The following is a 22,908-nucleotide window of genomic DNA, read 5'->3' on the forward strand; positions in this document are numbered from 1 at the left end:
AGGTTTAACCTATTGGTTTTAATTAGATCTGATAACTGTTAGGATGCCATCCCAAAAATCTACCCGGGCTTGTAAAGCATCCTGCACCGCACGTGTGGCTTCAGCCCATTTAGCCTCATCTTCGCCGCAAAGCGATGCCGTCATTTCATAAGCCAGGTGTGAATGGTGATCGCCATCTACTTCGATATGGCGCTCTAAGTAATAAAGCAAGGTTGCGGCCTTGCCCGGTAAACTGGTATTTAACTCGCGCACCATGCTGATAAATAAACCTGGGATCAAATCCTCGCGGCCAAATGTAAACACGGCGGCCTGTATATGGGTGCCATCGGCTTGAACAACGTTAAAGGTATGGTTTACAAAATTGCGGGTAGCCACCGGAATCTCCGGGTTTAACAATGCCGCTTCAATCGTTTTACCGGTACTTAACTCTTTAAACAATGCGGTTATGGCTTTAGCTTCGCTGCCGGCCTGCTGCATGGCTTTTACATATAGCTCAAAATGGCTGGTGCGGTTACCGTTCTCATCTACATCACTTTCCTCGCCGGTTACAATCTCGTTTATCAGGTAGCGGGTATTGGCATCGCCAACCGGCATCCACGGCAAATCAACACAAGTTAAGTTGCGTTGTAATGATTTGAGCAACGACATAAAATCCCAAACAGCAAATACATGGTATTCCATAAATACCCGCAGGTTACCCAGCGTTTTTATTTTGCTGTAAAGCGGGTGGCTTATTAACTGCTCTTTTAAAGGAGTTATGGTTTGTTTTAATTTGGCAATATGTTCGTTCATCACAAGTGCGTTGGCGGGCAAAGATAGAATATCAGTAAGCAAGCGACAATCAAAAGCGTGTCAGTTTATACCCCTTCCGGCTGTATATTTTCGCAATGATGTCACTTTTCGCAATCGAAAATAACCTTACTTATGTATACTTGTCGTATTTTTTCTTTTATTTGTATACACCGTTAGTCAAACGGATTATAACCAACTATATATATTCTTAAATAATAAAGATGATGAAGAAAAACCTGATCTTTTTGGTATTGCTTGCCTTATGCTTTAAGGCGGACGCACAAAACATTTCATTGGTAAAAGGCTGGAAGATGTCGATAGGCGATGATGCCGGCTGGTCTGCACCTAACTTTGATGATAAAGGCTGGCAAAACGCAAACATTACCCGCCCGTGGGAGCGCCAGGGCCATGCTAATTATGATGGTTTTGGGTGGTACCGCCTGCACGTGGTTATACCATCATCTATAAAAGAAAAAGCATATTTAAAAGACAGTATTATTATAAGCCTGGGCAGCATTGATGATAACGATGAAGTATATCTTAATGGTAAACTGATAGGTAAATACGGTGGCCGTGGCGGCGATATTAAAGAAAGCAAATATGGGCACCGCAGCTATGTGGTTGCGGCAAATAATCCGGCCGTACAATGGGATAAGGATAATGTACTGGCCATACGCGTTTATGATACCGGCGGCGACGGCGGTGTCTACGGTTTAGCGTCCGAGTATAATATCCGGATGAGCGATATTATGGAAGGGACACAGTTTGATACCGGTAAAGATTTTAGCTATGGCGACAAGAACTCATTAGGCAAATCCATACAACTGGTTTCAAAGAACCATTATCAATATCGTGGTAAATTATCTGTTATTGTTACCGATCCGGAAACAAACAAAATTATTAATACTCAAAAAACAGATACGGCACATTTCACTAACGGAAAGCCATTTACATGGTGGTTTGCTTTTGCACCATCGCAAAAGAAATCATACCTGGTAACCTATACGTTTAAAGATACCAAAACAGGTGTTGAATTATCTCAAACAGAAACTACGCCATACATATTAACCCCGGCAGTATCAAGGGTGCCACGGATAAACGGGGCAGACATATTTGGCGTACGCCCCGGCCACCCGGTGTTGTATTTAATACCCGCTACAGGCAGAACGCCGTTAACTTACAAAGCAACCGGTTTACCGGCCGGATTAAAATTGGATACTAAAACAGGTATCATAACCGGCTTTGTTGCTAAGGCGGCCAACTACCCGCTTATATTTACAGTAAGTAATAAATTTGGTACCGATACCAAAAAATTCACCTTAGCTATTGGCGATAACATTGGCCTTACACCCGCTTTAGGCTGGAACAGCTGGAACGCCTGGGGCCTTAGCGTAAACGATGAAAAAGTACGCATCTCTGCCCGCGAAATGGCCGAGCGTTTGGCTGCCCATGGTTGGGGCTATATTAATATTGATGACGGCTGGGAAGCGGCCGCTCGTAATGCTGATGGCAAGATCACCCCAAACAGTAAGTTCCCGGATATGCGCGGACTAACTGATTATGTGCATAGCTTAGGCCTGCGCATGGGTATCTACTCATCTCCCGGCCCAAAAACTTGTGGGGGCTATTTAGGCAGTTATCAGCATGAGGATGATGATGCCTTAACCTATGCCGAATGGGGTATTGATTATTTAAAATATGATTGGTGCTCGTACGGCCAGATAGCGCCAAGAAGCCCTAATCTGGACGAGATGAAAAAGCCTTACCAGGAAATGCGTGCATCGTTAAACAAAGCTAACCGCGATATCCTTTACAGCTTTTGCCAGTATGGTATGGGCAGCGTATGGAACTGGGGTGCCGAAGCCGGTGGTAACAGCTGGCGCACAACGGGTGATATAACTGATACCTGGGCCAGCATGTCGGGCATTGGGTTTAACCAGGATAAAGCAGCGCCGCTTGCAGGTCCGGGCCATTTTAACGATCCGGACATGTTGGTTGTAGGTAAAGTAGGCTGGGGCCCAAGCCTGCATCCAAGTCGCCTTACTTTTGATGAGCAATACTCGCACATTAGCTTGTGGAGCTTGCTGGCATCGCCGCTGTTAATTGGTTGTGATATGGGTAATCTGGACAGGTTTACGCTAAGCCTGCTTACCAATGATGAAGTAATAGCCGTTAACCAGGATGCATTAGGCAAAAGCGCCCGCCAGTATATAAAGAATGATAATTACCAGGTATGGGTTAAAGAGTTAAAAGATGGCAGCAAAGCTATCGGCTTGTTTAACTTGACTGATAAATATCAAACGCTGTCGCTTGCTAAAAACGATCCTGCTTTAGCCGGGTACCATAAGTTCCGTAATATATGGAGCCAGCAGCCAATTGTTGCAGCCGGCTCTACAGTAGGCGGCAAAGTAGCGCCGCATGGGGTGTTGTTAATAAGGGTATCCAAATAACAGAAAGGTTACGCAATCGTATGCGTAACTTTTAAGTATAACTATACCTTTTTAAGTTATTTTAATTGATATTTGAAAACCACCGGTTCATGCCGGCATAACCAATTTACTAAATTATTTGATCCGTATGGAAAAATCACGTCGTACCTTCATCAGGCAGGCATCAATTGCCGGTGCCGGAGTAATGCTTGCCAAAACCGGCTTAAGCGCCAAAAGCTATAAACGTATTATTGGTGCCAATGATCGTGTGCGTGTAGGTGTTGTTGGCTTCTCTGATCGTCATAAAAGCTCGCACATGCCTTGCTTCATGAACCATTACAAAGAGCTAAATTTTGAAGTAGTGGCAGTATCAGATATCTGGAACAGGCGCCGTGAAGAAGGTGCTGCTGCGTGGAGTAAAAAGATGGATAACACGGTTAAAGCATACCGCAATAACGAAGAAATGTATGGTGCCAAATCGGTCGACGCTGTATTTATGAGTACTGCCGATTTCCAGCACGCGCGCCATTGCGCCGAAGCAGTACGCGCCGGTTGCGATGTTTACTGCGAAAAGCCGTTTGCTGAAACTATGGAAGATGCCCGTTTTGCACTTAAAGCAGTAAAAGAAACCGGTAAGATAGTACAAATAGGCTCGCAGCGCCGTAGCGGTGCCAATTACCATGCTGCCGACGAATTTATAAAATCGGGCCAGTTTGGGCCGATAACAATGGTTGAGCTAACCTGGAACGTAAACCAACCCGGACGCTGGCGCAGACCAGATGTGGTACCGCTGCTAAAAGAATCGGATACCGATTGGAAACGCTGGTTAATGAATCGGCCTTACGAAGCGTTCGATCCGCGTAAATATTTAGAGTTCCGCCTGTTCTGGCCTTATTCATCAGGGTTACCTGGTCAGTGGATGAGCCACCAGATAGATACAGTGCACTGGTTTAGCGGGTTAAAACATCCGCGCAGCGTAACTGCTAACGGTGGTATTTATATGTGGAAAGATGGCCGCCGTAATTGGGATACCATATCGGCTGCTTTTGACTACGGGCCGGCAAATGACCCTGCTTCAGGCTTCCAGGTAACATTTGCCTCGCGCATGCACAATGGCGACGATGATCCTTCTGAACTATATTACTCAAATGGCGGTGAACTAAACCTGGTAACCAATAAAGTGACAGCCAAAGGTGGCCTTACCGAAAAGATGGCTAAAGCCATGGGGATGAAAGCCAACTTGTTGCCGGAGATCAGCCTGAAGAATACGGAAAAAGTAGTTACATCAGCCAATACCGGTGGCGACGCGTTAACGTCAAACCACGTGCGTAACTGGATGGAATGTGTGCGCAGCCGTAAACAGCCTAACGCCCCGGTTGAAGCAGGATACAGCCATGCTATAGCGCTTATAATGACCAATGCGGCCGCACATACAGGCTTAAAAGCCACTTTTGATGAGGCTACGCAGGAAGTGATGGTTGGTGGTAAAGTATTTAAATATTAAAGAAATTAATGCTAAAGTGTTTCACAAAAAAGTGAAACACTTGAAACACTCTTTTGAGTTAAGGTGCTGATAATAAGCAAACTAAAAAATTGAGTGAAACACTTTGAAACAGTACAAAAGCTTTAAATAATTACATTTAACAGCTTGTGCAAAAGCTATTTATGCTGTTTTGTGTGTTTTTGAAAAAACAGAGTGAAACACCCCGGGTGAAACAGTGAAATACTATTAAAATGAACCAGATCAGGAAAGCGGCATTAGCTATTACTATGACAGCGCTATCAACCATTGCTCTTGCACAACAACAGCAAGTAACGCTGGTTAAATCGGCAAAAGATAAAAAGGTTGATGTGCTGATAGGCGGGAAGCCATTCACCAGTTTTTTGTATCCGGATACCCTTGAAAAACCTGTTTTATATCCGCTGCATGCGGCTAACGGCACGGTAGTAACCCGTAGTTTCCCGCTGGACAAACGCGCCGGCGACGCGACGGATCACCCGCATCATATTGGTTTATGGTTCAACTATGAAAATTTGAACGGCCTTGATTTCTGGAATAATAGCTACGCCATACCTGCGGCCAAAAAAAGCCAGTATGGCTGGATCCGTACGGATAAAGTTTTAGAAACTAAGAACGGTACTACCGGCAGCCTGACCTATCATGCTAACTGGACCAACCAGGCCAAAGAAGTTATACTGGAGGAAACAACCCGTTTTGAATTTAGCGGGACCGGCAGCCAACGTGTTATCGACCGGATAACTACGCTTAAAGCGGTTATGGATGCCAAATTTAACGATGCTAAGGATGGTATGCTGGGCCTGCGCCTGGCGCACGAACTGCAAATGCCAACAAAAGAGGATCAAAAATTTACGGATGATAAAGGTATTGTAACCATTGTAAAAGGTGGCACCGACCCTTTAGCCAATGGCAACTACTTAACCAGCGCAGGTAAAACAGGCGATGCGGCCTGGAGTACCCGCGGTGTATGGTGCCTGGTATATGGCAAAATGGGTAATGATATGATAAGCATCGCTATTATCGATCACCCGCAAAACCCCAATTATCCTACCTTTTGGCATGCCAGGGGCTACGGCCTGTTTGCGGCAAACCCATTGGGCGAAAAGATATTTACCAATGGTAAATCCGAAAAGAACCTGACGCTAAAAAAGGGCGAATCCGTTACTTTTAAATATCGTATCGTGATAGCTAATGCAGGCGAAAAGCTATCGGCAGATCAGCTTAATACAGCCGCGGCAAGTTTTGCTAAAAAGTAAGATGAGATATACCCTCGCGCTGGTTTTATTATTGGTATTGAGCAACGCTATGGCGCAGCCCCGGATCATGATAAAATTGGACGATCTGGGCAGCCGTAACGGCCGCAGTAGCGCCGCGCCGGTAATAGACATATTGATGCAGCGTAAAATTAAAGCCGGATTAGGTGTTATTGCCGCACAATTAGATTCGACCGCTGGGATAGCATACAGCAAATACCTGGCAGCGAGAAATGATAAAGGCGAAAAACTGTTTGAGATCTGGAACCATGGCTTTAACCATTCTAACAACAACCCACCCGCTAACAACATGGAGTTTAAGGGCACGGGTTACGACTTTCAGAAAGGCCATTTAGCGAAAGCGCAGGCAAGGGTAAAACAATTGCTTGGCATAACCATGCGTACGTTTGGATCGCCTTATAATGCCAGCGACTCGGTTACAAACACAGTAATTAAAGAACAGGGCGATATTAAGGTATTCCTGTTCGGCAGTTTTAAAACGGACGAGATTCCCAGGGTGAAAAACTACAATAACCGGGTAGAAATGGAGATAACCACCGGGCAGGTTAACTATGATCATTTTGTAGCCGACTATCAGAAATATAAAGGCAGGTACAAAGATAATATGGTGCTACAGGGACACCCAAACATGTGGGATGCCGCACGTATTGCCGAGTTTAATAAGATCCTGGATTTTCTGATCGCACAAAAATGCGAGTTTGTTTTGCCGTATGATTATTACCTGTCGACTAAATAGTCGCTAAGCTTTTGCCGCTGCCCTTATATCCTCAATCTCCAACACGGGCTTAGGATACCCTTTAATAACACAATTTATCATGGCCTGCCCAACTTCGTGCAGTGTAAGCGTAGCTTTTGGTGCCAGGAAATTAACAACAGGGTACAACCACATAAACCATCTATACACCCCGTTTAAGCTTTGTTGCCCATCTACCGGTTTCATAATCCCGGGGCGGAAAGCGTAGGCACTTTTATAGGGGAGTTTAAACAGCGCATTCTCGGTGCGGCCCTTAACGCGCGCCCACATTACCGATCCTTGTTCGCTGCTGTTTGTACTGGCGCCGGAAACATAGGTGAAAACCAAATTAGGGTTAAGCTTAGCCACCGTTTCGGCAAAGTTTAGGGTGATGTCATAAGTAAGATGCGTATACTCTGGTTCCTTCTTACCAACAGATGTTACACCGGCGCAAAAGAAACAGGCATCATAACCGGTTAGCTGGTCGGCAACTTTGGTAAGGTCCATAAAATCGGGAACCAATAATTCTTTTAGCTTTGGATGCTGCCTGTCGTAATGTTTACGGTTAACAATTAGTACCTCGGCTACGTCGGCGTTAGCCAAACAGTGTAATAACACCCCTTCGCCTACCATGCCGGTAGCTCCGGTAATAATAACTTTGATTTTCATGCCTGTAATTGTTGCTTGTTAATGTAGACGATCAACAATATAAAACATTTTAAATTATTTTGTTTGAGCAGATTTTAACCTACACCCCAAACTGCGTTAAATGGTGGTCGAGATGTTTATAAAACATGGTGTTCCACTCACCACCAGGTAGTTTACCAAACGAGTGTGATTCCTTACCATCAAAATGTTTCTCGCCTAATTCAAGCGTTTGCTTAAGGTGGTCAATTAATCGGCCTTTTTCCAGTTCAAAATCGCGTTCATCTTTAATAATAAAAGCAGGAGCGGTTGGATTACCATGTTTATAAGGTACGGGGCCCACCACTTTGCTCTTTACTAATGTTTTCAATATAAATTTTAAAAAAGGATTAGGCTTTGGGTGCTTATCCGTATAAACCATTTCATAACTTACATTGCAATGGGCAAGCATTTGCGCTACCGCCATTTTACCCCACAAGGGTTGGGTTTGCGTGGTTAATTTGTTTATACGATCTGTTAGCTCGGCAACATCGGCGGGGTTAAATACACTTTTCATGATTAATTATCATCTGGTTGTCTAAAGATGATGATTTTTAGCCCGTTGGCAAAACTAATATCGATAAAAAAGGGCCCGCAAAAACTTTCGCGGACCCGGTAACAGGGGTATTAAATCTGGTCAGTTATCCTATTCTGTTAGTAAGGCTGCGTAACAGCATGTTACCAACAAACATTACGCCGCATACCGCCAACACTATACCTGCAAACTGGTTACGCGCACCTTCTTCGTCCATAAAGTTTAAGGTGATCAGCGTTGATACAACCAAAAACAGGATAACCCACGCGAGATCAAATCTGAACATCTTTTTCATCGGCTTACTACTTAATGAATAAAATAAAAGCAAATACAGCACCAATTTAGATGGGTAGCTTCCAGGTTAAAGCCGCGGCTGGTTGCTCGGCCTAAACCGCAAAATATGGGAAATTATACCCCGCAATGCACTAAATAAAGTATTTTTAAAAAATGGGGGCTAAGGGTATAGCTATATTGCTTACGTTATCAATCTGCAACAGTAGTTGGGGGAATGCCCTGCAGATTGCAAAACCGTTTCCTCAACATCCGCGCTATTTTACGGGGACCATCAAGCCAAATCATATCAGCCAGTTACAGCGGGATAACGCGGTACGTAGTTTCTACACGCAATGGAAAACCCGGTTTGTAAAAAACGTACCCGGCAAACCCCAAAGCTATATTTGGTTTGAGGGCAGGGGAGGTAAGCAATGCGTGTCTGAAGGGCAGGGCTATGGTATGATCATCACCGTACTAATGGCCGGCTATGACGCAGCAGCCAGGTCGACCTATGATAATTTATTCAGCTATACCCGGGCACACCCAAGTCGCCGAAATAAATACCTGATGGCTTGGGCACAAAAAACAAACGGAACGGACCTCGACAAAACCTCGGCAACGGATGGTGATATGGATATTGCTTTTTCGCTGTTATTAGCGTCAAAACAATGGGGAGATAAGGGAACGATCAATTATCTCCAGGAAGCCAAAGCGATGATCAGCGCAATTATGCGATATGAGATCAACCCGACAAGCTGGTCGGTTTTGCTGAGTGATGGCGTGGAAGCAGAAAGCAAGGATTATTTCGCCATGCGGTCATCTGATTTTATGCCCGCCCATTTTAAAGCTTTTAAGCAGGCAACACATGATGAGCGCTGGGGCAAAGTAATTGATGCGGGGTATAAACTGTTTAATGATATGCAGGTTAATTATAGCCCGGATGCCGGTTTATTACCCGATTTTATCATCAACCTAAATAAAAAACCAAAACCAGCCGGACCGCATTTTTTGGAGGATAAGTATGACGGGCAATATAATTACAACGCCTGCCGTGTACCCTGGCGCATAGCTACCGATTATTTGCTGACCGGCGATAAGCGATCAAAAAATATCGCCGGCAAAATAAACCGCTGGATAAGGGAGACAACTAATAATGATACGTACAATCTTTCTGCCGGGTATACATTGGCCGGTAATGATATAAAGGGGCGATACTTTGAAGCGTTAAGTTTTGTAGCGCCCTTTGGTGTAGCTGCAATGGTTGATAGTAAGAACCAGGTTTGGCTAAACCATGTATGGGATTACCTGGTTGGCTTTAAATTGAAGGATTACGACTATTACGACAACAGCATTAAGCTGTTAAATATGATCATCATGTCGGGCAATTATTGGCAATAAAATTTATTCAGCAGATATGTTACAATTGGGTTTTACGCATAAGGCAAATTTATTAACTTGCCCCCATGTATGATATCTGTTGCGTAGGGCATATTACTTCTGATAAAATTGTTAATACCAAGGGCATTATGCACATGCCGGGGGGCACGGCCCTCTATTTTTCGTGTGCGGTAAATAAGCTTGATGTAAATTATGTTTTGGTAACGGCCCTTGGCGCTGCCGAAATGGAGTATGTAGACCACCTGCGCAATAAAGATATCGAAGTAAGGGTACAACCCAGCGCCCATACGGTGATATTCGAGAATATATACGGAGAGAACCAGGACGATCGCACTCAAAATGTATTGCAGATAGCCGACGCGTTCACCATGGAGCAGCTGTTAAATGTTGAGGCGAAAGCATTTCACCTGGGGCCGCTTTTAGCCGGCGATTTTACTACAGACTTTATAAAAACACTATCCGCCAAAGGTTTAATATCATTAGATGTGCAGGGCTACCTGCGTAAAGTGGTTAACAAAAAAGTATTCCTGACCGATTGGCCCGATAAGCTGAACGCCTTGCAATATATTGATATTGTAAAAGCTGATGTTGCCGAACTGGCGGCGCTGTCGCGCTACCAAACAGTAGAAGAAGGCGTAAAGTTTTTGGCTGACCTGGGCGTTAAAGAGGCCGTTATAACCAATGGCAGCCAGGGTTCTGTAATTTACAGCGAAGGTGTTTTTTATAATATCCCCGCTTATCTTCCGGAACTGGTGGTAGATGCCACCGGTTGCGGCGATACCTATATGGCCGGTTACTTATACCAACGTATTAAAAAAGGCGCAGGCATCCAACAAGCCGGCGAGTTTGCCGCTGCTATGGCCGGGCTTAAAACCATGTCGCCGGGGCCATTTGTGGGTAACGAGGATGAGGTTACCCGCTTTTTAATACAGCGCGTGTAGTGCAATTAATTGTATCAGTGTTTCAGATATTGCTGACACACCTGATACAGCTGAAACACCTGACACAGTTAATACGATTATTGTGGGTATTAAGTCATCTAAACATTGTTAGCCCGTTTATTGTTACATTATTATCATTTTTAATTGAGCCAATTAATCTTGCTTGCAGGCATTTTTCTTTTAATAAGCACCGGGTGCTTTATTAAAATCAGCATGGCTTGATAAAGTATATTAAAAATTGATTAGTTTTTAACTATTTTATGGCGAATTTCACAAAATAGTTCGATAAAAATTGTAATATTTTCAAAAAAACTTGCATTTATTTAAAAACTGTTTATATATTACATCTTTATAACACAACCGGTTAACAAAAAACTATTTAACCTAACATTTTCATGCAGGAATCAGCTTATTTTGATAAATACAGCCCGATAAGCGGGGTTTGGGACGAGATGTATGGAGCAGATGCCAACGTGCGTGAACATTACCGCAAGGTAATTGAATACATTTCCAGAGAATCGGCTGATGATCTGAATAAAAAAGAAGAGCTTGCTAAAAGGCTTTTTATGAGCCAGGGCATCACCTTTACCGTATATAACAGCGGCGAGGGTATCGAAAAGATCTTCCCGTTTGATATCATCCCCCGTATTATCACCGCTGCCGAATGGGCCTTTGTAGAGAAAGGGATCAAACAACGCCTTAACGCGCTTAACTTGTTTTTAAAAGATATCTATCATAATCAATTCATCATAAAAGATGGTATAGTACCTATTGATATTATCTACTCGTGCCCGCATTTCCTGCGCGAAATGTATATGCTAAATGTACCGTATGATATTTATGTGCATATCTCGGGTATCGACCTGATCCGCGATTTTGACGGAACGTTTTATGTGTTGGAGGATAACCTGCGTACCCCATCGGGCGTAAGTTATATGCTGGAGAACCGCGAGATAACCAAACGTTTGTTCCCCGACCTGTTACCGCAATGCGGCGTACGCAGTGTAACCGAATATCCGTCCATTTTATATAAAAACCTGCTGGCCCTGTCGCCACGCCAGATAGCTAATCCTAACATTGTATTGCTTAGCCCGGGTATTTATAACTCGGCATATTTTGAGCATACCACGCTGGCCCGCTTAATGGGTGTTGAGCTGGTTGAGGGGCGCGATTTGGTGGTGAACAATCATAAGGTATACATGAAAACTACTATCGGCCTGCAACAGGTTGATGTGATCTATCGCCGGGTTGATGATGAGTATTTAGATCCGCTGGTATTTAACCCGAGCAGTATGCTGGGCGTAGCCGGTATAATGGGGGCCTACCGCAAAGGCAACGTAGCCATTGTAAACGCCATCGGTAACGGCGTAGCCGATGATAAAGCGGTTTACACTTATGTGCCCGATATGATCCGTTACTACCTGAACGAAGAGCCGATATTAAAGAACGTACCTACCTACCAGTTAGGCAATAAAGAAGAGCGTGAGCACGTGTTTAAAAATCTGAATAACATGGTAGTTAAACGCACCAATGGCAGCGGCGGCTATGGCATGCTGATGGGCCACGCGGCAACCGAAGAAGAGATTGACGATTATAAAAAAGAGATCATCAAAGAGCCGCGCAACTTTATCGCGCAGCCAACCATAAGCCTTTCCGCAGCGCCATGTTATATGCAGGGCGAGCTTAAACCAAGGCGTATCGACCTAAGGCCATACGCTCTGTGCGGCCCGGATGGTATTGAGATAGTGCCGGGCGGCTTAACCCGCGTGGCCCTTAAAGAAGGTTCGCTGGTAGTAAATAGTTCGCAGGGCGGTGGTAGTAAAGATACGTGGGTGCTGGCTTAAGCCTCGCCTCCAGGCCCCCTAAAGGGGGGAACAATAGCGCAGATATAATATGAAGAAATTAATAAGTGATAAATCAAAAAACTCCCCCTTTAGGGGGCTGGGGGGCATATGTTAAGTAGAGTAGCAGCAAGTTTATATTGGCAAAGCCGGTACATTGAGCGTAGCGATGGTATGCTGCGGATGCTTAAAATAAACTATGCTTCATCGCAGGATGCTATACAGGAATTTACCTGGGAGCCGGTTATCCGCATTTTTGCGGGATTGGAAGACGAGGAAGGCGAGAACCTGGGTAATGATAGCCGCGCCGTGTTAAAATATATGGTGATGGGTAAAAGTAACTCTAACTCGGTATTAAACATCATTACCCTTGCGCGCGAAAACGCGCGCAGCGTGCAAGAGCATATCACCAAAGATTTATGGCAATGCCTTAATGAATATTACCATACCGTAAAAGACACCAAACTGGAGCGTGCCTTACAGCGCGAGGACCCGATAAGTGTGCTGGACGTTTTAATAAAACAGGTGATGCTTTACTATGGTACTGTTGAGATAACCATGGAGCGCGGCGAGGGCCGCAGCTTTATGAATATCGGCAAGTACCTGGAGCGCGCTATCCAGTCGGTGGATATTTTAGATACCAAATTTGGCTCTATAAGCGATAATCCCGACCTGCTGACCGATACGACCTATTGGAAGCATTTATTGCTTTCGCTGGGCGGATATGAGCTTTATTTGAAAACTTACCGCGAGGGGTTTGAAGCCGAGAACGTATTGGAGCAGGTTGTTTTAAATAACGATTTCCCGCGCTCGGTTATTTATTCGGTAAACAACATACAACGTTATTTTGAGCGGCTGCAAAACGATAGCAATATGGACGATTTCAGGGATATGACCTTTAAAATAGGCCGCCTGCAAAGCCGTATTAAATACAGTTCGGTAAAAACCATAAGGCAGGAAGGCTTACATGCCTTTTTAACCCAGATCCGTGGCGAGCTTTATGGCATAGCCAACGCGTTGAGTGAGCATTATTTTGCAAACAGTTAAAATTTGAAAATGAGATAATTTGAAAATTTGAAGATGGATAGGTCATTTTCAAATCTTCAAATTCTCAAATTAAACAATTAATAAGATGCCCGAATTCGAGATACAACATATTACCAGGTACATTTACGATAGCCCGGTGCGCGATAGTGCCAACCAGATCATTCTGTACCCGCTAAAAGACGAGTACCAGGACGTTTTGAAGCAGGAGGTCACTATCACCGGCAACCCTATTGTTGATACCCATATAGATTATTACGGTAATGAGGTTGGCAGCTTTACGTATAGCGATCCGCATTCTGTATTGGTTATCAGCTCAAAAATATTGGTGAGTACCAAACACCGTCCGTTCCCGGTAAATGATATTTTCCCGGCACAACAATGGGAGGACCTGAAGCCGCTGCAATACATGGTGCCTTTTATTGATTTTTTAAGGCAGGAGTACTTTGAAGGGTTTGAAGAACTGAAGAAACTGGTTGACGAGCTTAAAGGTACCGATGATATCCCCTACCAGGTTGCCGTGCGTTTTTGCGAATACGTATATAAAAACTTTAACTACATAAAAGGCGTTACCACGGTTGAAACAACGCTTGACGAGATCTGGAAATTAAAGGCCGGCGTTTGCCAGGATTTTGCGCATATTTTAACAGAAATGCTGCGGATGATAAAAATACCGGCAAGGTATGTAAGCGGTTACATTTGCACCGATAAGAACGGTATGCGCGGCGAAGGTGCCACCCACGCCTGGGCCGAAGCTTATATCCCCGATTATGGCTGGCTGGGCCTCGATCCAACTAACAACATCATAGCGAATGAGAACCATGTGCGCCTGGCAGTGGGCCGTAATTTTATGGATTGCTCGCCGGTAAAAGGCGTTTATAAAGGATCATCAGGCCATAGCCTTGAAGTTGCAGTAACCGTTGATGATGACGGACTGGTTAATTACGAACTGACAGACGAAAAAACACCTGCCGCCAAACCAGCGGCAAATAATGCAGCTAAAAACAGCTACCAGCGCTACATGGAAATGATGCAGCAGCAACAACAGCAACAGCAGTAATAAGTCGGTTCAGTATGTTTCGATTTGGCGTATAATTATCGTTGGTGACGCCCAGTAGCAGCCAAGCGACATAACAAGCAATAAAAATTACCCCTTCCTCTTATCGGCATTTTTAACGGCTTTTAATACGTCAGCAACCTCAGGTTGTTTACGGAAGGCTTTGGTTAATTTACCGTTACTGTTATATACCGCTACGTACGGCGTAGTTTCTATCTTAAAATATTTTTGTATCATGTAAGTGTAGCCTTCTGTAGCTACAGTTATGGTAGGATGTTTTTTCAAATCGAAATCGCGCACAAAGTTTTTAATTGCCCTGATATCATAGTTGTTAGACCAGGTTATCATCATTATCTGGGCATCGCCAAATTGGGCTATCTTTTGCCTTATGTCCATTGTTAAGTGCTGGCAATGTGGGCAATCGGGTGCGAAATAGATCAGCACCGTTTTTTTATGTTTTAAATTAGCCGGCGTTATCCAGTTGCTATCTGTTGTTAAAACTTTATACTGCGGTATTGCAGCGCCTGGGGTATCATTGTTTTGGGCACGTGTACAGCCGGCAGCTATAATTAAACTAAATAGTAGGATCAGTTTTTTCATGATAAGTATAATTAAGCCTCAAGCAGTTCCATCTGCCAGGCCATGTGTTCTTCAGTTATGGGATATAACGCGTTTTCGCGGATAGTGTGATAAATCGCGTAAAATAAATTAGTATAATCGCCTTTTATAGCCGGCACAAACTCGATGGCTTTCTCGCCATCGGCACCAACAGTAACCAATTTGCCTTCCATGCCTACCGGTTCAACGCCGTAGGCATCATCAGTAGGCAGCATGCCTTTATCTAACTGGGCCTCCTGCACATCGCAGCGGTATTTGCTGTAGCTGCCAATGGTGCCATGTGCCACAAAAGCAGGAAGCTGATCGGCAATTAAAAGCCCCGACGTTAAATATACAACCAACCCGGCAGGGTAGGTTAAGCGGTAATTTACATAATCAGGTACTTCTGATAATTCGCGCTGGATGGTAATAAACTTATCAAACGTTAAAGGCTTGCCAAATAAATGGATGGCTTGGTCTATAAGGTGTGGCCCCAACTCGTAAACTATCCCGTTTATAGGTGTTTCTTTGGTTTCTTTAAATGGCTTGACATTAAGGGTCGGTTTGTATCTATCGTAACGTAAAGAAACTTCGGTTAAGCGCCCCAGCCGGCCGCTTTCAATAACTTCTTTTAGCGACAGGAAATCGCTGTCCCAGCGGCGGTTTTGGTAGCCAAAAACGTGGCGGTTATTGGTATGCGCAACATCAAACAATTCTTTTATCTCGGCAACATTGCCGGCGGCGGGTTTTTCAATCAAAACGTGCTTGCCGGCTTTCAGCGCCTGTTTGGCAAAATCAAAGTGCGTAAAGTTGGGCGTATTTACAATGATCAGTTCGATCTCAGCATCAGCCAGGATATCTTCAACCGAACCATAGCTAACAATGTCAGGATAATGCGCGGCCATTTTTTTCTGGGTACGCTCAACCACGGCTTTTAATTTAAACTGCGGGTTGGTGCTTAAAAATGGCGCGTGGAAGACTCTTCCGGACATGCCGTAAGCCAATAAACCGGTTACAATAGGTGCTGACATTTGCTATAGCTGTAATATTGCGCCAAATTATTGTTTTAATAAGGCTTATGCAAAAATAGGTGGAATTAATGTTGAAGGGGAGAGATCGACTTCATACTGCCGTGCACCGCGTCTATCAGGTCAAGGTGACGTTGGATGGTTAAAATATTGCGGCTGGCAAATTGCTTTATCTGTGGGTCGAAAGCGTTTTTGGCAGTAGCCTGGAACAATACCATCGCCTTTTTATAATCGTCGCGGGTTTTATCAAGGTAGGCATGGTCAAAGTCCTTCCCGCTTTTTTTGGCCAGTTCGGCTATGGATTTTTCGTCAACCGAATCAATAGCAGTAGGCAGGGTAATATTTTTGGAATGGGCCAGCATCTCTAACCGGGCCTTGCCTTTTGTTAGGTCCTTAACCATAATAGCGCCCATGTTTTTTACGCGTTTATCGGTGCCTTTTTGTTTGGCCAGTAAGCCTATTTTAATTTCGGCCAGGCAGCCTTCGGCAACTTGCGTAATAAATAATGCATCGTCTTTGCCAATAACTATGTTTGTGCTTTTGGTTGTGTCAATAACCGACGCGGTGGTATCGTCATCCCCATCACTGTTATTGCCGTGGCACGCCTGCAGCAAAAAAGCAGCAAAAAATGCGGCAAATAACAGTGTTATTTTTTTCATTATAGTTGGTATAACTGGTTAAAGCAAATCCTGTCCTGTTATTTGAAAAACGGGATTTTTTACTAAAAATACGGTTTAATGTGGTTAATTTATCGTGATGAATAAAGTTTTCTTATTTTTGGCTAAATAAAATTAAACAACATGAACTTTCCTGCTGAATTAAAATACACCAAAGACCACGAATGGGTTAAATTAGAAGGTAACGTAGCTACCATAGGTATCACAGAATTTGCCCAGGGCGAGTTAGGCGATATCGTTTATGTAGATATTAATTCGGTAGGTAAAGAGGTAGCTAAAGAAGGTGTTTTTGGCACTGTTGAGGCTGTTAAAACAGTATCAGATTTGTTTATGCCTGTTACCGGTACAGTAACCGAGGTTAACAAAGCGTTAGACAGCGAGCCTGAACTGGTAAACTCTGATCCGTACGGACAGGGTTGGATGGTGAAAATAACAGTAGCAAACGCTGCTGACGTAGCTGGTTTATTATCTGCTGATGATTACAAAAGTCTGGTAGGCGCGTAAGCTTAAATGAAATCATTTTTTAAATATAACAGGCTCACAATTTTGTGGGCCTTGTTTATTTTGATGATCTGCAATGCCGATCTGGGTGGCGTTGGCAAATCTCATTTATTTTTTGAAGGATTTGATAAACTTACCCACTGCGGATTGTTTTTTGTGCTTGTTGTGTTTGGAGGCAACTGGTATTTGTATAAGAACGGGGCGAATACTTTAACATCAATCCCGGCGTTTGTTATCACATTGTTAGCTATAGTTTATGGTGGCATTATAGAGTTATTGCAGCTCTATGTATTTACCTGGCGCAGTGGCGAGTGGCCCGATCTTTTTTGCGACATGGTAGGCGCATGTATGGCAATGTTTTGTATATTAGTAACTACAACAACGGTTAAAAATGTTAAAGCGTAAATTTTTTATTTTAGGGCTGATTGCCGTGTTAGGCACAACATCATGCGGCATCTTTAAAAAAGATTGTAACTGCCCGCATTTTGGTAAAATAAAAACCCCGCCAAAGGCAGGGAAAGCTCCGGTAGTTTACGCGTCGCGATAGTTGCAATAACTCATGAACGGAAGATACTTTATTGGGCTTGCGCTAATATTTGTTGGCGGTTTGCTGACTTGGGGCAATATAGTTAACTCGCATGTAAAGAAATTTGAGTTCAGCGGCATTGTACAAGCAGTAAAATACGATGACGATTAAAGTACGCCAACTATTAAGGTAAACAATATTGAATATTATTTATCAGCCAATATCAATTTTGACCGTCAAATAGAAAAAGGAGATTCAATATCTAAAAAAAAGGGCGTTATGGTTTTCTATTTATTTAAAAAAGGTAGTGGTAAAAAACTGATTTTTTCAAATTAGATTTTTCTTTCTCACAACGTAAAGTTATTATTCTGCCATCCAAACAGCGTCCACAAACCATTTCTTAATATCAAAGAAACGGTCAACCGGCCTGAAACCTGTGTTGGCTGCCATTTGGTCGGTTTGCATAATGGTAAACTTTTGCGAGATCTCCATATAGATATATTCATCTCTTACAAACCGGATAGTTTCTTTACCAATAGTTACTATCTGGTCCTTCAAGCTTATTAAGTAACTTTTACAGGCGCCGGTTTCTGGGTCGTAAGTAGCGTAGTGGTCAAACTGGCCTACATCAAAATTGGCATCAAGCTCGCGGTTTATCCGCAGCAACAGGTTAAGGTTAAACCGTTTAGTGATCCCTTCCGAATCATTATAAGCTGCCAATATGGTTTTGGGCGATTTTTTAAGATCGAAACCAATAAGCACCATATCGCCGGGGTTTAGATGGTCGCGAAGTGTTTTGCAAAATTGGTTGGCTTCGGGTACCGGCATATTGCCGATGTTCGATCCCATAAACAACACCACTTTGCGCCTGTTTGATAACGACGCTGCTTTTTTAAGCATGTCAAAATACTCGCCGTTTAGGCCTGTTATTTTTAAGCCGGGTATGTTAAGCGGCAGTTTTACATTAAGGTAGTTAATAACATTGGCTGATATATCAATAGGCAGGTATGTAAAATCTGCCTGCTGGTTTACTAAATACTTAAGCAGGTAGGATGATTTTGTCGCATCGCCGGCACCTAATTCAATCAGGTCGAAGCCATCGCCATCAGCCATTATGGATTGTCCCAAAGCAGCGGTCTTGGTCGAAAATATCTCCATTTCGCAATTTGTTGGATAATATTCAGGACATCCCATCAGCTCCTGGAAGATCTTATCGCCCACGGCATCATAAAAATACATCGAGTTAAGCCGCTTTGTCGGTCCCGATAATCCTTTAATAACATCGTTATAAAACGTTGCTACGCTGTTTTTCGATGTTTCTATAGTGTCGGGTTGTGTGGCAATCTGGTTCATAGGTTAATGATTAGTGCAATTATTTAGCAAGCCTTATGCCAGTAAATTGCCAGCGTAAATGTGTCTGGAAAAAATTACGGTAAGTAATACGGCCATGCCCTGGCGATGTAGCCTCAGACGCGCCGCGTAATACTTTTTGATTCACCATAAATTTGCCGTTATATTCGCCAATAGCACCCGGCGCTTTAGTAAAGCCCGGGTAGGGCAGGTATGAACTTTCGGTCCACTCCCAGGCTTTGCCCCAGGCAAACTGCGGTGCGGCGGCTTCCCATTCAAACTCGGTAGGTAAACGCATGCCTTTCCAGCTGGCGTAGGCGTATGCCTCAAAATAGCTGATATGGCAAACCGGCTCATGTAACTTTAGCGGTTCCAATCCGTGGAAAGTATAAGCGTGCCATTCGCCGTCAATTAAATGCCAGTAAAGCGGCGATTCAATTTTATTAGTTTTTACCCAATCCCAGCCCTCGGCATGCCAGTGGCGGAAATCGTGGTAACCATCAGCATTAATAAACTCCAGGTATTCGGCGTTAGTTACCAAATTAGGGCTGATCTCAAAACTATTCAGATAAACTTTATGGCGGTTTAATTCATTATCAAAACAAAAGCCATCGCCGGCAAAGCCTATTTCGTAAACCCCTTCATCCAGGCTGATAAACCCGCCATCGTTAACCGTAACTTTTGGCGATACATAGTTTTTATTATAAGCCGGGAACAATGGGTTATGCCCCAAAATATATTTAATGTCTGTTAATAAAAGTTCCTGGTGCTGCTCTTCGTGGTTAAGGCCCAGGATCAGTAGTTCTTTTACGTCTGTAGATGGCTCGGCGCATAAAAATTTAGTCATAGCATCGTCCACATACTCGCGATAGCGGTAAATTTCTATAACGGTTGGCCGGCTTAAATTACCCCGGTCGGTACGGATAACCCGGTTACCTACGGTTTCGTAATAGCTGTTAAAAACGTAGTTATATTCAGGGTTATATTCTTGGTAGCCCATAAAATAAGGCTTCAGTATAAAAGTCTCAAAAAACCAGGTGGTATGGCCAATATGCCACTTGGGCGGGCTAACATCCACCACGGGCTGCACCACGTAATCCTCGGTTTGCAGGTAGCTGCAAATGGCTTCGGTATGCTTTCTAACTTTAAAATAACGGTCAAGTAATTCCATCAAGAGTTATTTGCGCTCTAAATATCGTTTTAGATTGGTTATAGTTTTAACACCTAAATCGCCGGCTTGTTTTTTACGCATCATTAAAGCATAAGCATTGTTAAAGCCAATGGGTTGCAGCCATTTAATGTGATAGCGTTTTTCAAATTCGTTTTTAACGTAGGTATAAGTCTTTTCTTTATCGCCGGTTACGGCATCAATATCTTTTTGCGACGGCTGTAAAATTGCCAATAGGCCCGTGCCGGTATATTCCGGGTAAAGGTCTATCTGGTTATTGGTCATCGCGTCAAAACAAATTTTTGTTCCACCTAAGCCTGTTTTTGTAGCAACGTCATAATCGGTATAACCTTTTATCAGCATAGTGTACATGCTGGCTAAAATATACTGCTCGCCAAATATTTTTGAGCCAATGCGTACTGTTCCCTTACTGCCGCCACGCTCTGGCTGGTATAAATTATGGGCCACCAAAAAATCCTTTGCCACGCGCTCTGGCGTTTGGTGAAGATAGTCGATACGGTAATTTAAATCTGTCATCACGCTATCATTTATTTGTCCCGATAGCAGATTTAATGTTTTTTCCAGTTCAGGAAATTTCTGCAAAGCATCGTCCCGCACAATAGGCGCGGCATAATATGGCGGAAAGATTTTTTTGTCATCATCCAAAACCACCAGGCCATAAGCTTTTAACCGGCCATCGGTTGAGTACCCGCTGATGACGTCCAGCTCTTTTTCAAAGCATGCCTTATACATCACCGCGTCGCTGATAACGATGGTATGAATTTTTAAACCGTACTTGCTTCGCAGCCCCAGGTTGCCATCCTGCCGGCCCATAAACTCGGGCGTAAAACCGGCGGTAAGCTTGCCGCCATAGGCTGATGGAATAAAGTAAAAACAGGCGAAAATAAGGAGTAGCACGGGCAGCACGGCAGCGGCAGTTTTTAGTTTTTTTAAGTTTAAATGTTGTAATCGCGATAGCAAAAAGTCAAACAATATTGCCAGCAATGCCGCCGGGATAGCGCCGGCCAATATCATATTGGTATTATTAAGCGATATGCCGCCGAATATAAACTCGCCTAAGCCACCCGCGGCTATGTATGACGCCAGTGTTGCCACACCCACATTAATGACCGTAGCGGTACGGATACCGGCCAGTATTACCGGCATAGCCAGCGGCAGCTCAACCTTGAACAAAATTTGCCATTTACTCATGCCCATGGCTACTGCGGCTTCTTTTACCGAAGCATCCACACCGGTAATTCCAGTGTAGGTATTGCGGATGATAGGAAGCAATGCGTATAACAACAAAGCCACAATAGCGGGCTTGGCACCGATACCCAACAACGGGATCATAAAACCCAATAAAGCAATGCTGGGTATAGTTTGCAATACTCCGGCAACACCTAATACCGGACCGGACAGTTTTTGTTTACGGGCGATGAAAATCCCTAACGGAAAGCCGATCAGCACCGCAATGATCAGCGATATAAAAGTAAGCCCGATATGCTGCAGCGTTTGGGTGAGCAGCTTATCGCTTTGCTGGGCCATAAATTGCCACAAGGTTTGCTGTTGCTCATTCATGCGGCTGATGCTTTTTATATTGATAAAATGCGGCCATCAACTCCTCAAACCCCGCCGACCGGTACTCGTCTTTTTTATAATGTTTGATATGCAGATGCTCGGTTTGGGTAAATTTAAAACCTTCAATAGCCGACCAAAAACTGATATCGCCATGTATATCAACCGATCCTTGTTTTGGCGTTTGCGACGGAAGGTACTTCCAGATATTATTCAATCGCAAAGCCTTGAACTCTAATTGTAAGCGTTGCTCTTTTAAAAAATCTTTTACAAAGGCATTGGCTGGTTTAAACAGCAGTTCGGCAGGTGTGCCGTTTTGTATTATCCTGCCTTTATCCATAAGGCAAATGCGGTCGCCCAGTTCAAAGGCTTCCTGTACATCATGCGTTACCATTACAATGGTTTTGCGTTTTAGCTCGTCTAATGCCTTAAACTCGGCCTGGATCTTTGAGCGGGTTACATTGTCCAGCGCGCCAAATGGTTCGTCCATTAACAAAACCGGCGGGTCTGCAACCAGCGCCCTTGCCAACCCAACCCGTTGCTGCTGCCCGCCGCTTAACTGGTTAGGGTAAACGTTTAAATATTTTTTATCCAGGTGCAGCTTCTCTAATAATTCGCTAACGCGATGTTCTGTCTGTTTTTTATCCCACTTTAACAATTGCGGAACGATAGCGATATTTTCGGCAACGGTATAATGAGGGAACAACCCATTATTTTGCAATACATAACCGATGCCCCGGCGCAAAAGCTCAGGCGGCTGGTCCATAATGTTCTCGCCGTTAATAAATACCTTGCCGCCGGTTGGCTCAATGAGCCGGTTTATCATTTTAAGCGTGGTGGTTTTACCGCAGCCGCTGGTACCCAAAAGTATAAGGTTCTCCCCTTCGGCTACCTCGAACGAGATCCCGTCAACCGCCTTTACCTTGCCGAATGATTTACTTAAATGGTCGATCTTTATCATCG

The 22,908-nt window shown here is 43.9% G+C and carries 23 protein-coding genes; 12 read left to right on the top strand and 11 right to left on the bottom strand.

Going from position 1 to position 22,908, the window contains the following annotated elements; translation table 11 throughout:
- Positions 1-18 precede the first annotated feature (18 nt).
- Positions 19-792, bottom strand: coding sequence for a DUF3050 domain-containing protein (locus ABIB50_RS06450; protein WP_429378242.1), 774 nt, complete (start codon positions 790-792; stop codon positions 19-21).
- Between the two features lie 221 nt (positions 793-1,013).
- Here ABIB50_RS06450 and ABIB50_RS06455 point away from each other — a divergent pair, with 221 nt between their 5' ends.
- From ABIB50_RS06455 to ABIB50_RS06470, 4 genes are all read left to right on the top strand, one after another.
- Positions 1,014-3,242: a putative Ig domain-containing protein gene (locus ABIB50_RS06455; RefSeq protein ID WP_429378244.1), complete on the top strand. Its 2,229-nt coding sequence runs from the start codon at positions 1,014-1,016 to the stop codon at positions 3,240-3,242.
- Between the two features lie 127 nt (positions 3,243-3,369).
- Positions 3,370-4,725 carry a Gfo/Idh/MocA family protein gene (locus ABIB50_RS06460; RefSeq protein ID WP_429378246.1) on the top strand — a complete coding sequence of 452 codons (1,356 nt, stop codon included), beginning with the start codon at positions 3,370-3,372 and terminating at the stop codon, positions 4,723-4,725.
- A gap of 230 nt (positions 4,726-4,955) precedes the next feature.
- Positions 4,956-5,996, top strand: a complete 1,041-nt coding sequence (locus ABIB50_RS06465; RefSeq protein ID WP_429378247.1) for a PmoA family protein — start codon at positions 4,956-4,958, stop codon at positions 5,994-5,996.
- A gap of 1 nt (position 5,997) precedes the next feature.
- Complete coding sequence (locus ABIB50_RS06470; RefSeq protein WP_429378249.1) at positions 5,998-6,750, top strand: DUF2334 domain-containing protein; 753 nt, start codon at positions 5,998-6,000, stop codon at positions 6,748-6,750.
- A 3-nt stretch (positions 6,751-6,753) separates the two neighbouring features.
- Here ABIB50_RS06470 and ABIB50_RS06475 read toward each other — a convergent pair whose 3' ends face one another.
- The 3 genes from ABIB50_RS06475 to ABIB50_RS06485 all read right to left on the bottom strand — a co-directional run bounded on the left by ABIB50_RS06475 (position 6,754) and on the right by ABIB50_RS06485 (position 8,261).
- Positions 6,754-7,416 carry an NAD-dependent epimerase/dehydratase family protein gene (locus ABIB50_RS06475; protein WP_429378251.1) on the bottom strand — a complete coding sequence of 221 codons (663 nt, stop codon included), beginning with the start codon at positions 7,414-7,416 and terminating at the stop codon, positions 6,754-6,756.
- 79 nt (positions 7,417-7,495) lie between these two features.
- Positions 7,496-7,948 carry a DUF1569 domain-containing protein gene (locus tag ABIB50_RS06480; protein WP_429378252.1) on the bottom strand — a complete coding sequence of 151 codons (453 nt, stop codon included), beginning with the start codon at positions 7,946-7,948 and terminating at the stop codon, positions 7,496-7,498.
- A 124-nt stretch (positions 7,949-8,072) separates the two neighbouring features.
- Positions 8,073-8,261: a hypothetical protein gene (locus ABIB50_RS06485; RefSeq protein ID WP_429378253.1), complete on the bottom strand. Its 189-nt coding sequence runs from the start codon at positions 8,259-8,261 to the stop codon at positions 8,073-8,075.
- 152 nt (positions 8,262-8,413) lie between these two features.
- On the opposite strand from ABIB50_RS06485, the gene ABIB50_RS06490 reads away from it, so the two are divergent.
- The 5 genes from ABIB50_RS06490 to ABIB50_RS06510 all read left to right on the top strand — a co-directional run bounded on the left by ABIB50_RS06490 (position 8,414) and on the right by ABIB50_RS06510 (position 14,523).
- Positions 8,414-9,637: a glycosyl hydrolase family 8 gene (locus ABIB50_RS06490; protein ID WP_429378254.1), complete on the top strand. Its 1,224-nt coding sequence runs from the start codon at positions 8,414-8,416 to the stop codon at positions 9,635-9,637.
- A 65-nt stretch (positions 9,638-9,702) separates the two neighbouring features.
- Complete coding sequence (locus ABIB50_RS06495) at positions 9,703-10,578, top strand: PfkB family carbohydrate kinase (protein ID WP_429378255.1); 876 nt, start codon at positions 9,703-9,705, stop codon at positions 10,576-10,578.
- A gap of 395 nt (positions 10,579-10,973) precedes the next feature.
- Positions 10,974-12,422 carry a circularly permuted type 2 ATP-grasp protein gene (locus ABIB50_RS06500; protein WP_429378256.1) on the top strand — a complete coding sequence of 483 codons (1,449 nt, stop codon included), beginning with the start codon at positions 10,974-10,976 and terminating at the stop codon, positions 12,420-12,422.
- Positions 12,423-12,530: 108 nt separating this feature from the next.
- The gene (locus ABIB50_RS06505) at positions 12,531-13,466 is read left to right on the top strand and encodes an alpha-E domain-containing protein (protein WP_429378257.1); all 936 of its coding nucleotides are present in this window, start codon (positions 12,531-12,533) and stop codon (positions 13,464-13,466) included.
- An 85-nt stretch (positions 13,467-13,551) separates the two neighbouring features.
- Entirely contained in the window at positions 13,552-14,523 is a 972-nt protein-coding gene (locus tag ABIB50_RS06510) for a transglutaminase family protein (RefSeq protein ID WP_429378258.1), read from the top strand.
- Between the two features lie 87 nt (positions 14,524-14,610).
- Here ABIB50_RS06510 and ABIB50_RS06515 read toward each other — a convergent pair whose 3' ends face one another.
- The 3 genes from ABIB50_RS06515 to ABIB50_RS06525 form a co-directional block, all read right to left on the bottom strand.
- Positions 14,611-15,120 carry a TlpA family protein disulfide reductase gene (locus ABIB50_RS06515; protein WP_429378259.1) on the bottom strand — a complete coding sequence of 170 codons (510 nt, stop codon included), beginning with the start codon at positions 15,118-15,120 and terminating at the stop codon, positions 14,611-14,613.
- 11 nt (positions 15,121-15,131) lie between these two features.
- Entirely contained in the window at positions 15,132-16,148 is a 1,017-nt protein-coding gene (locus ABIB50_RS06520) for a Gfo/Idh/MocA family oxidoreductase (RefSeq protein WP_429378260.1), read from the bottom strand.
- 65 nt (positions 16,149-16,213) lie between these two features.
- Complete coding sequence (locus ABIB50_RS06525) at positions 16,214-16,804, bottom strand: DUF4142 domain-containing protein (RefSeq protein WP_429378261.1); 591 nt, start codon at positions 16,802-16,804, stop codon at positions 16,214-16,216.
- Between the two features lie 141 nt (positions 16,805-16,945).
- Here ABIB50_RS06525 and gcvH point away from each other — a divergent pair, with 141 nt between their 5' ends.
- From gcvH to ABIB50_RS06540, 3 genes are all read left to right on the top strand, one after another.
- Positions 16,946-17,326, top strand: a complete 381-nt coding sequence (gcvH, locus tag ABIB50_RS06530; RefSeq protein WP_429378263.1) for a glycine cleavage system protein GcvH — start codon at positions 16,946-16,948, stop codon at positions 17,324-17,326.
- A 6-nt stretch (positions 17,327-17,332) separates the two neighbouring features.
- The gene (locus ABIB50_RS06535; protein ID WP_429378265.1) at positions 17,333-17,728 is read left to right on the top strand and encodes a VanZ family protein; all 396 of its coding nucleotides are present in this window, start codon (positions 17,333-17,335) and stop codon (positions 17,726-17,728) included.
- A 154-nt stretch (positions 17,729-17,882) separates the two neighbouring features.
- Entirely contained in the window at positions 17,883-18,020 is a 138-nt protein-coding gene (locus ABIB50_RS06540) for a hypothetical protein (protein ID WP_429378267.1), read from the top strand.
- Positions 18,021-18,212: 192 nt separating this feature from the next.
- Here ABIB50_RS06540 and ABIB50_RS06545 read toward each other — a convergent pair whose 3' ends face one another.
- The 4 genes from ABIB50_RS06545 to ABIB50_RS06560 are packed head-to-tail and all read right to left on the bottom strand — an operon-like array spanning position 18,213 to position 22,906.
- Positions 18,213-19,202: an L-histidine N(alpha)-methyltransferase gene (locus ABIB50_RS06545; protein WP_429378269.1), complete on the bottom strand. Its 990-nt coding sequence runs from the start codon at positions 19,200-19,202 to the stop codon at positions 18,213-18,215.
- Between the two features lie 19 nt (positions 19,203-19,221).
- The gene (gene egtB, locus ABIB50_RS06550; protein ID WP_429378271.1) at positions 19,222-20,370 is read right to left on the bottom strand and encodes an ergothioneine biosynthesis protein EgtB; all 1,149 of its coding nucleotides are present in this window, start codon (positions 20,368-20,370) and stop codon (positions 19,222-19,224) included.
- Between the two features lie 6 nt (positions 20,371-20,376).
- Complete coding sequence (locus ABIB50_RS06555) at positions 20,377-21,948, bottom strand: ABC transporter permease/substrate-binding protein (RefSeq protein ID WP_429378273.1); 1,572 nt, start codon at positions 21,946-21,948, stop codon at positions 20,377-20,379.
- Positions 21,941-22,906 (bottom strand): ABC transporter ATP-binding protein, encoded by a 966-nt coding sequence (locus ABIB50_RS06560; protein ID WP_429378275.1) that lies wholly within the window; start codon positions 22,904-22,906, stop codon positions 21,941-21,943. The genes ABIB50_RS06555 and ABIB50_RS06560 overlap by 8 nt, the downstream gene beginning before the upstream one ends.
- Between the last annotated feature and the right edge of the window lie 2 nt (positions 22,907-22,908).

The sequence above is a fragment of the Mucilaginibacter sp. UYCu711 genome (assembly GCF_050433825.1).
Lineage (GTDB): Bacteria > Bacteroidota > Bacteroidia > Sphingobacteriales > Sphingobacteriaceae > Mucilaginibacter.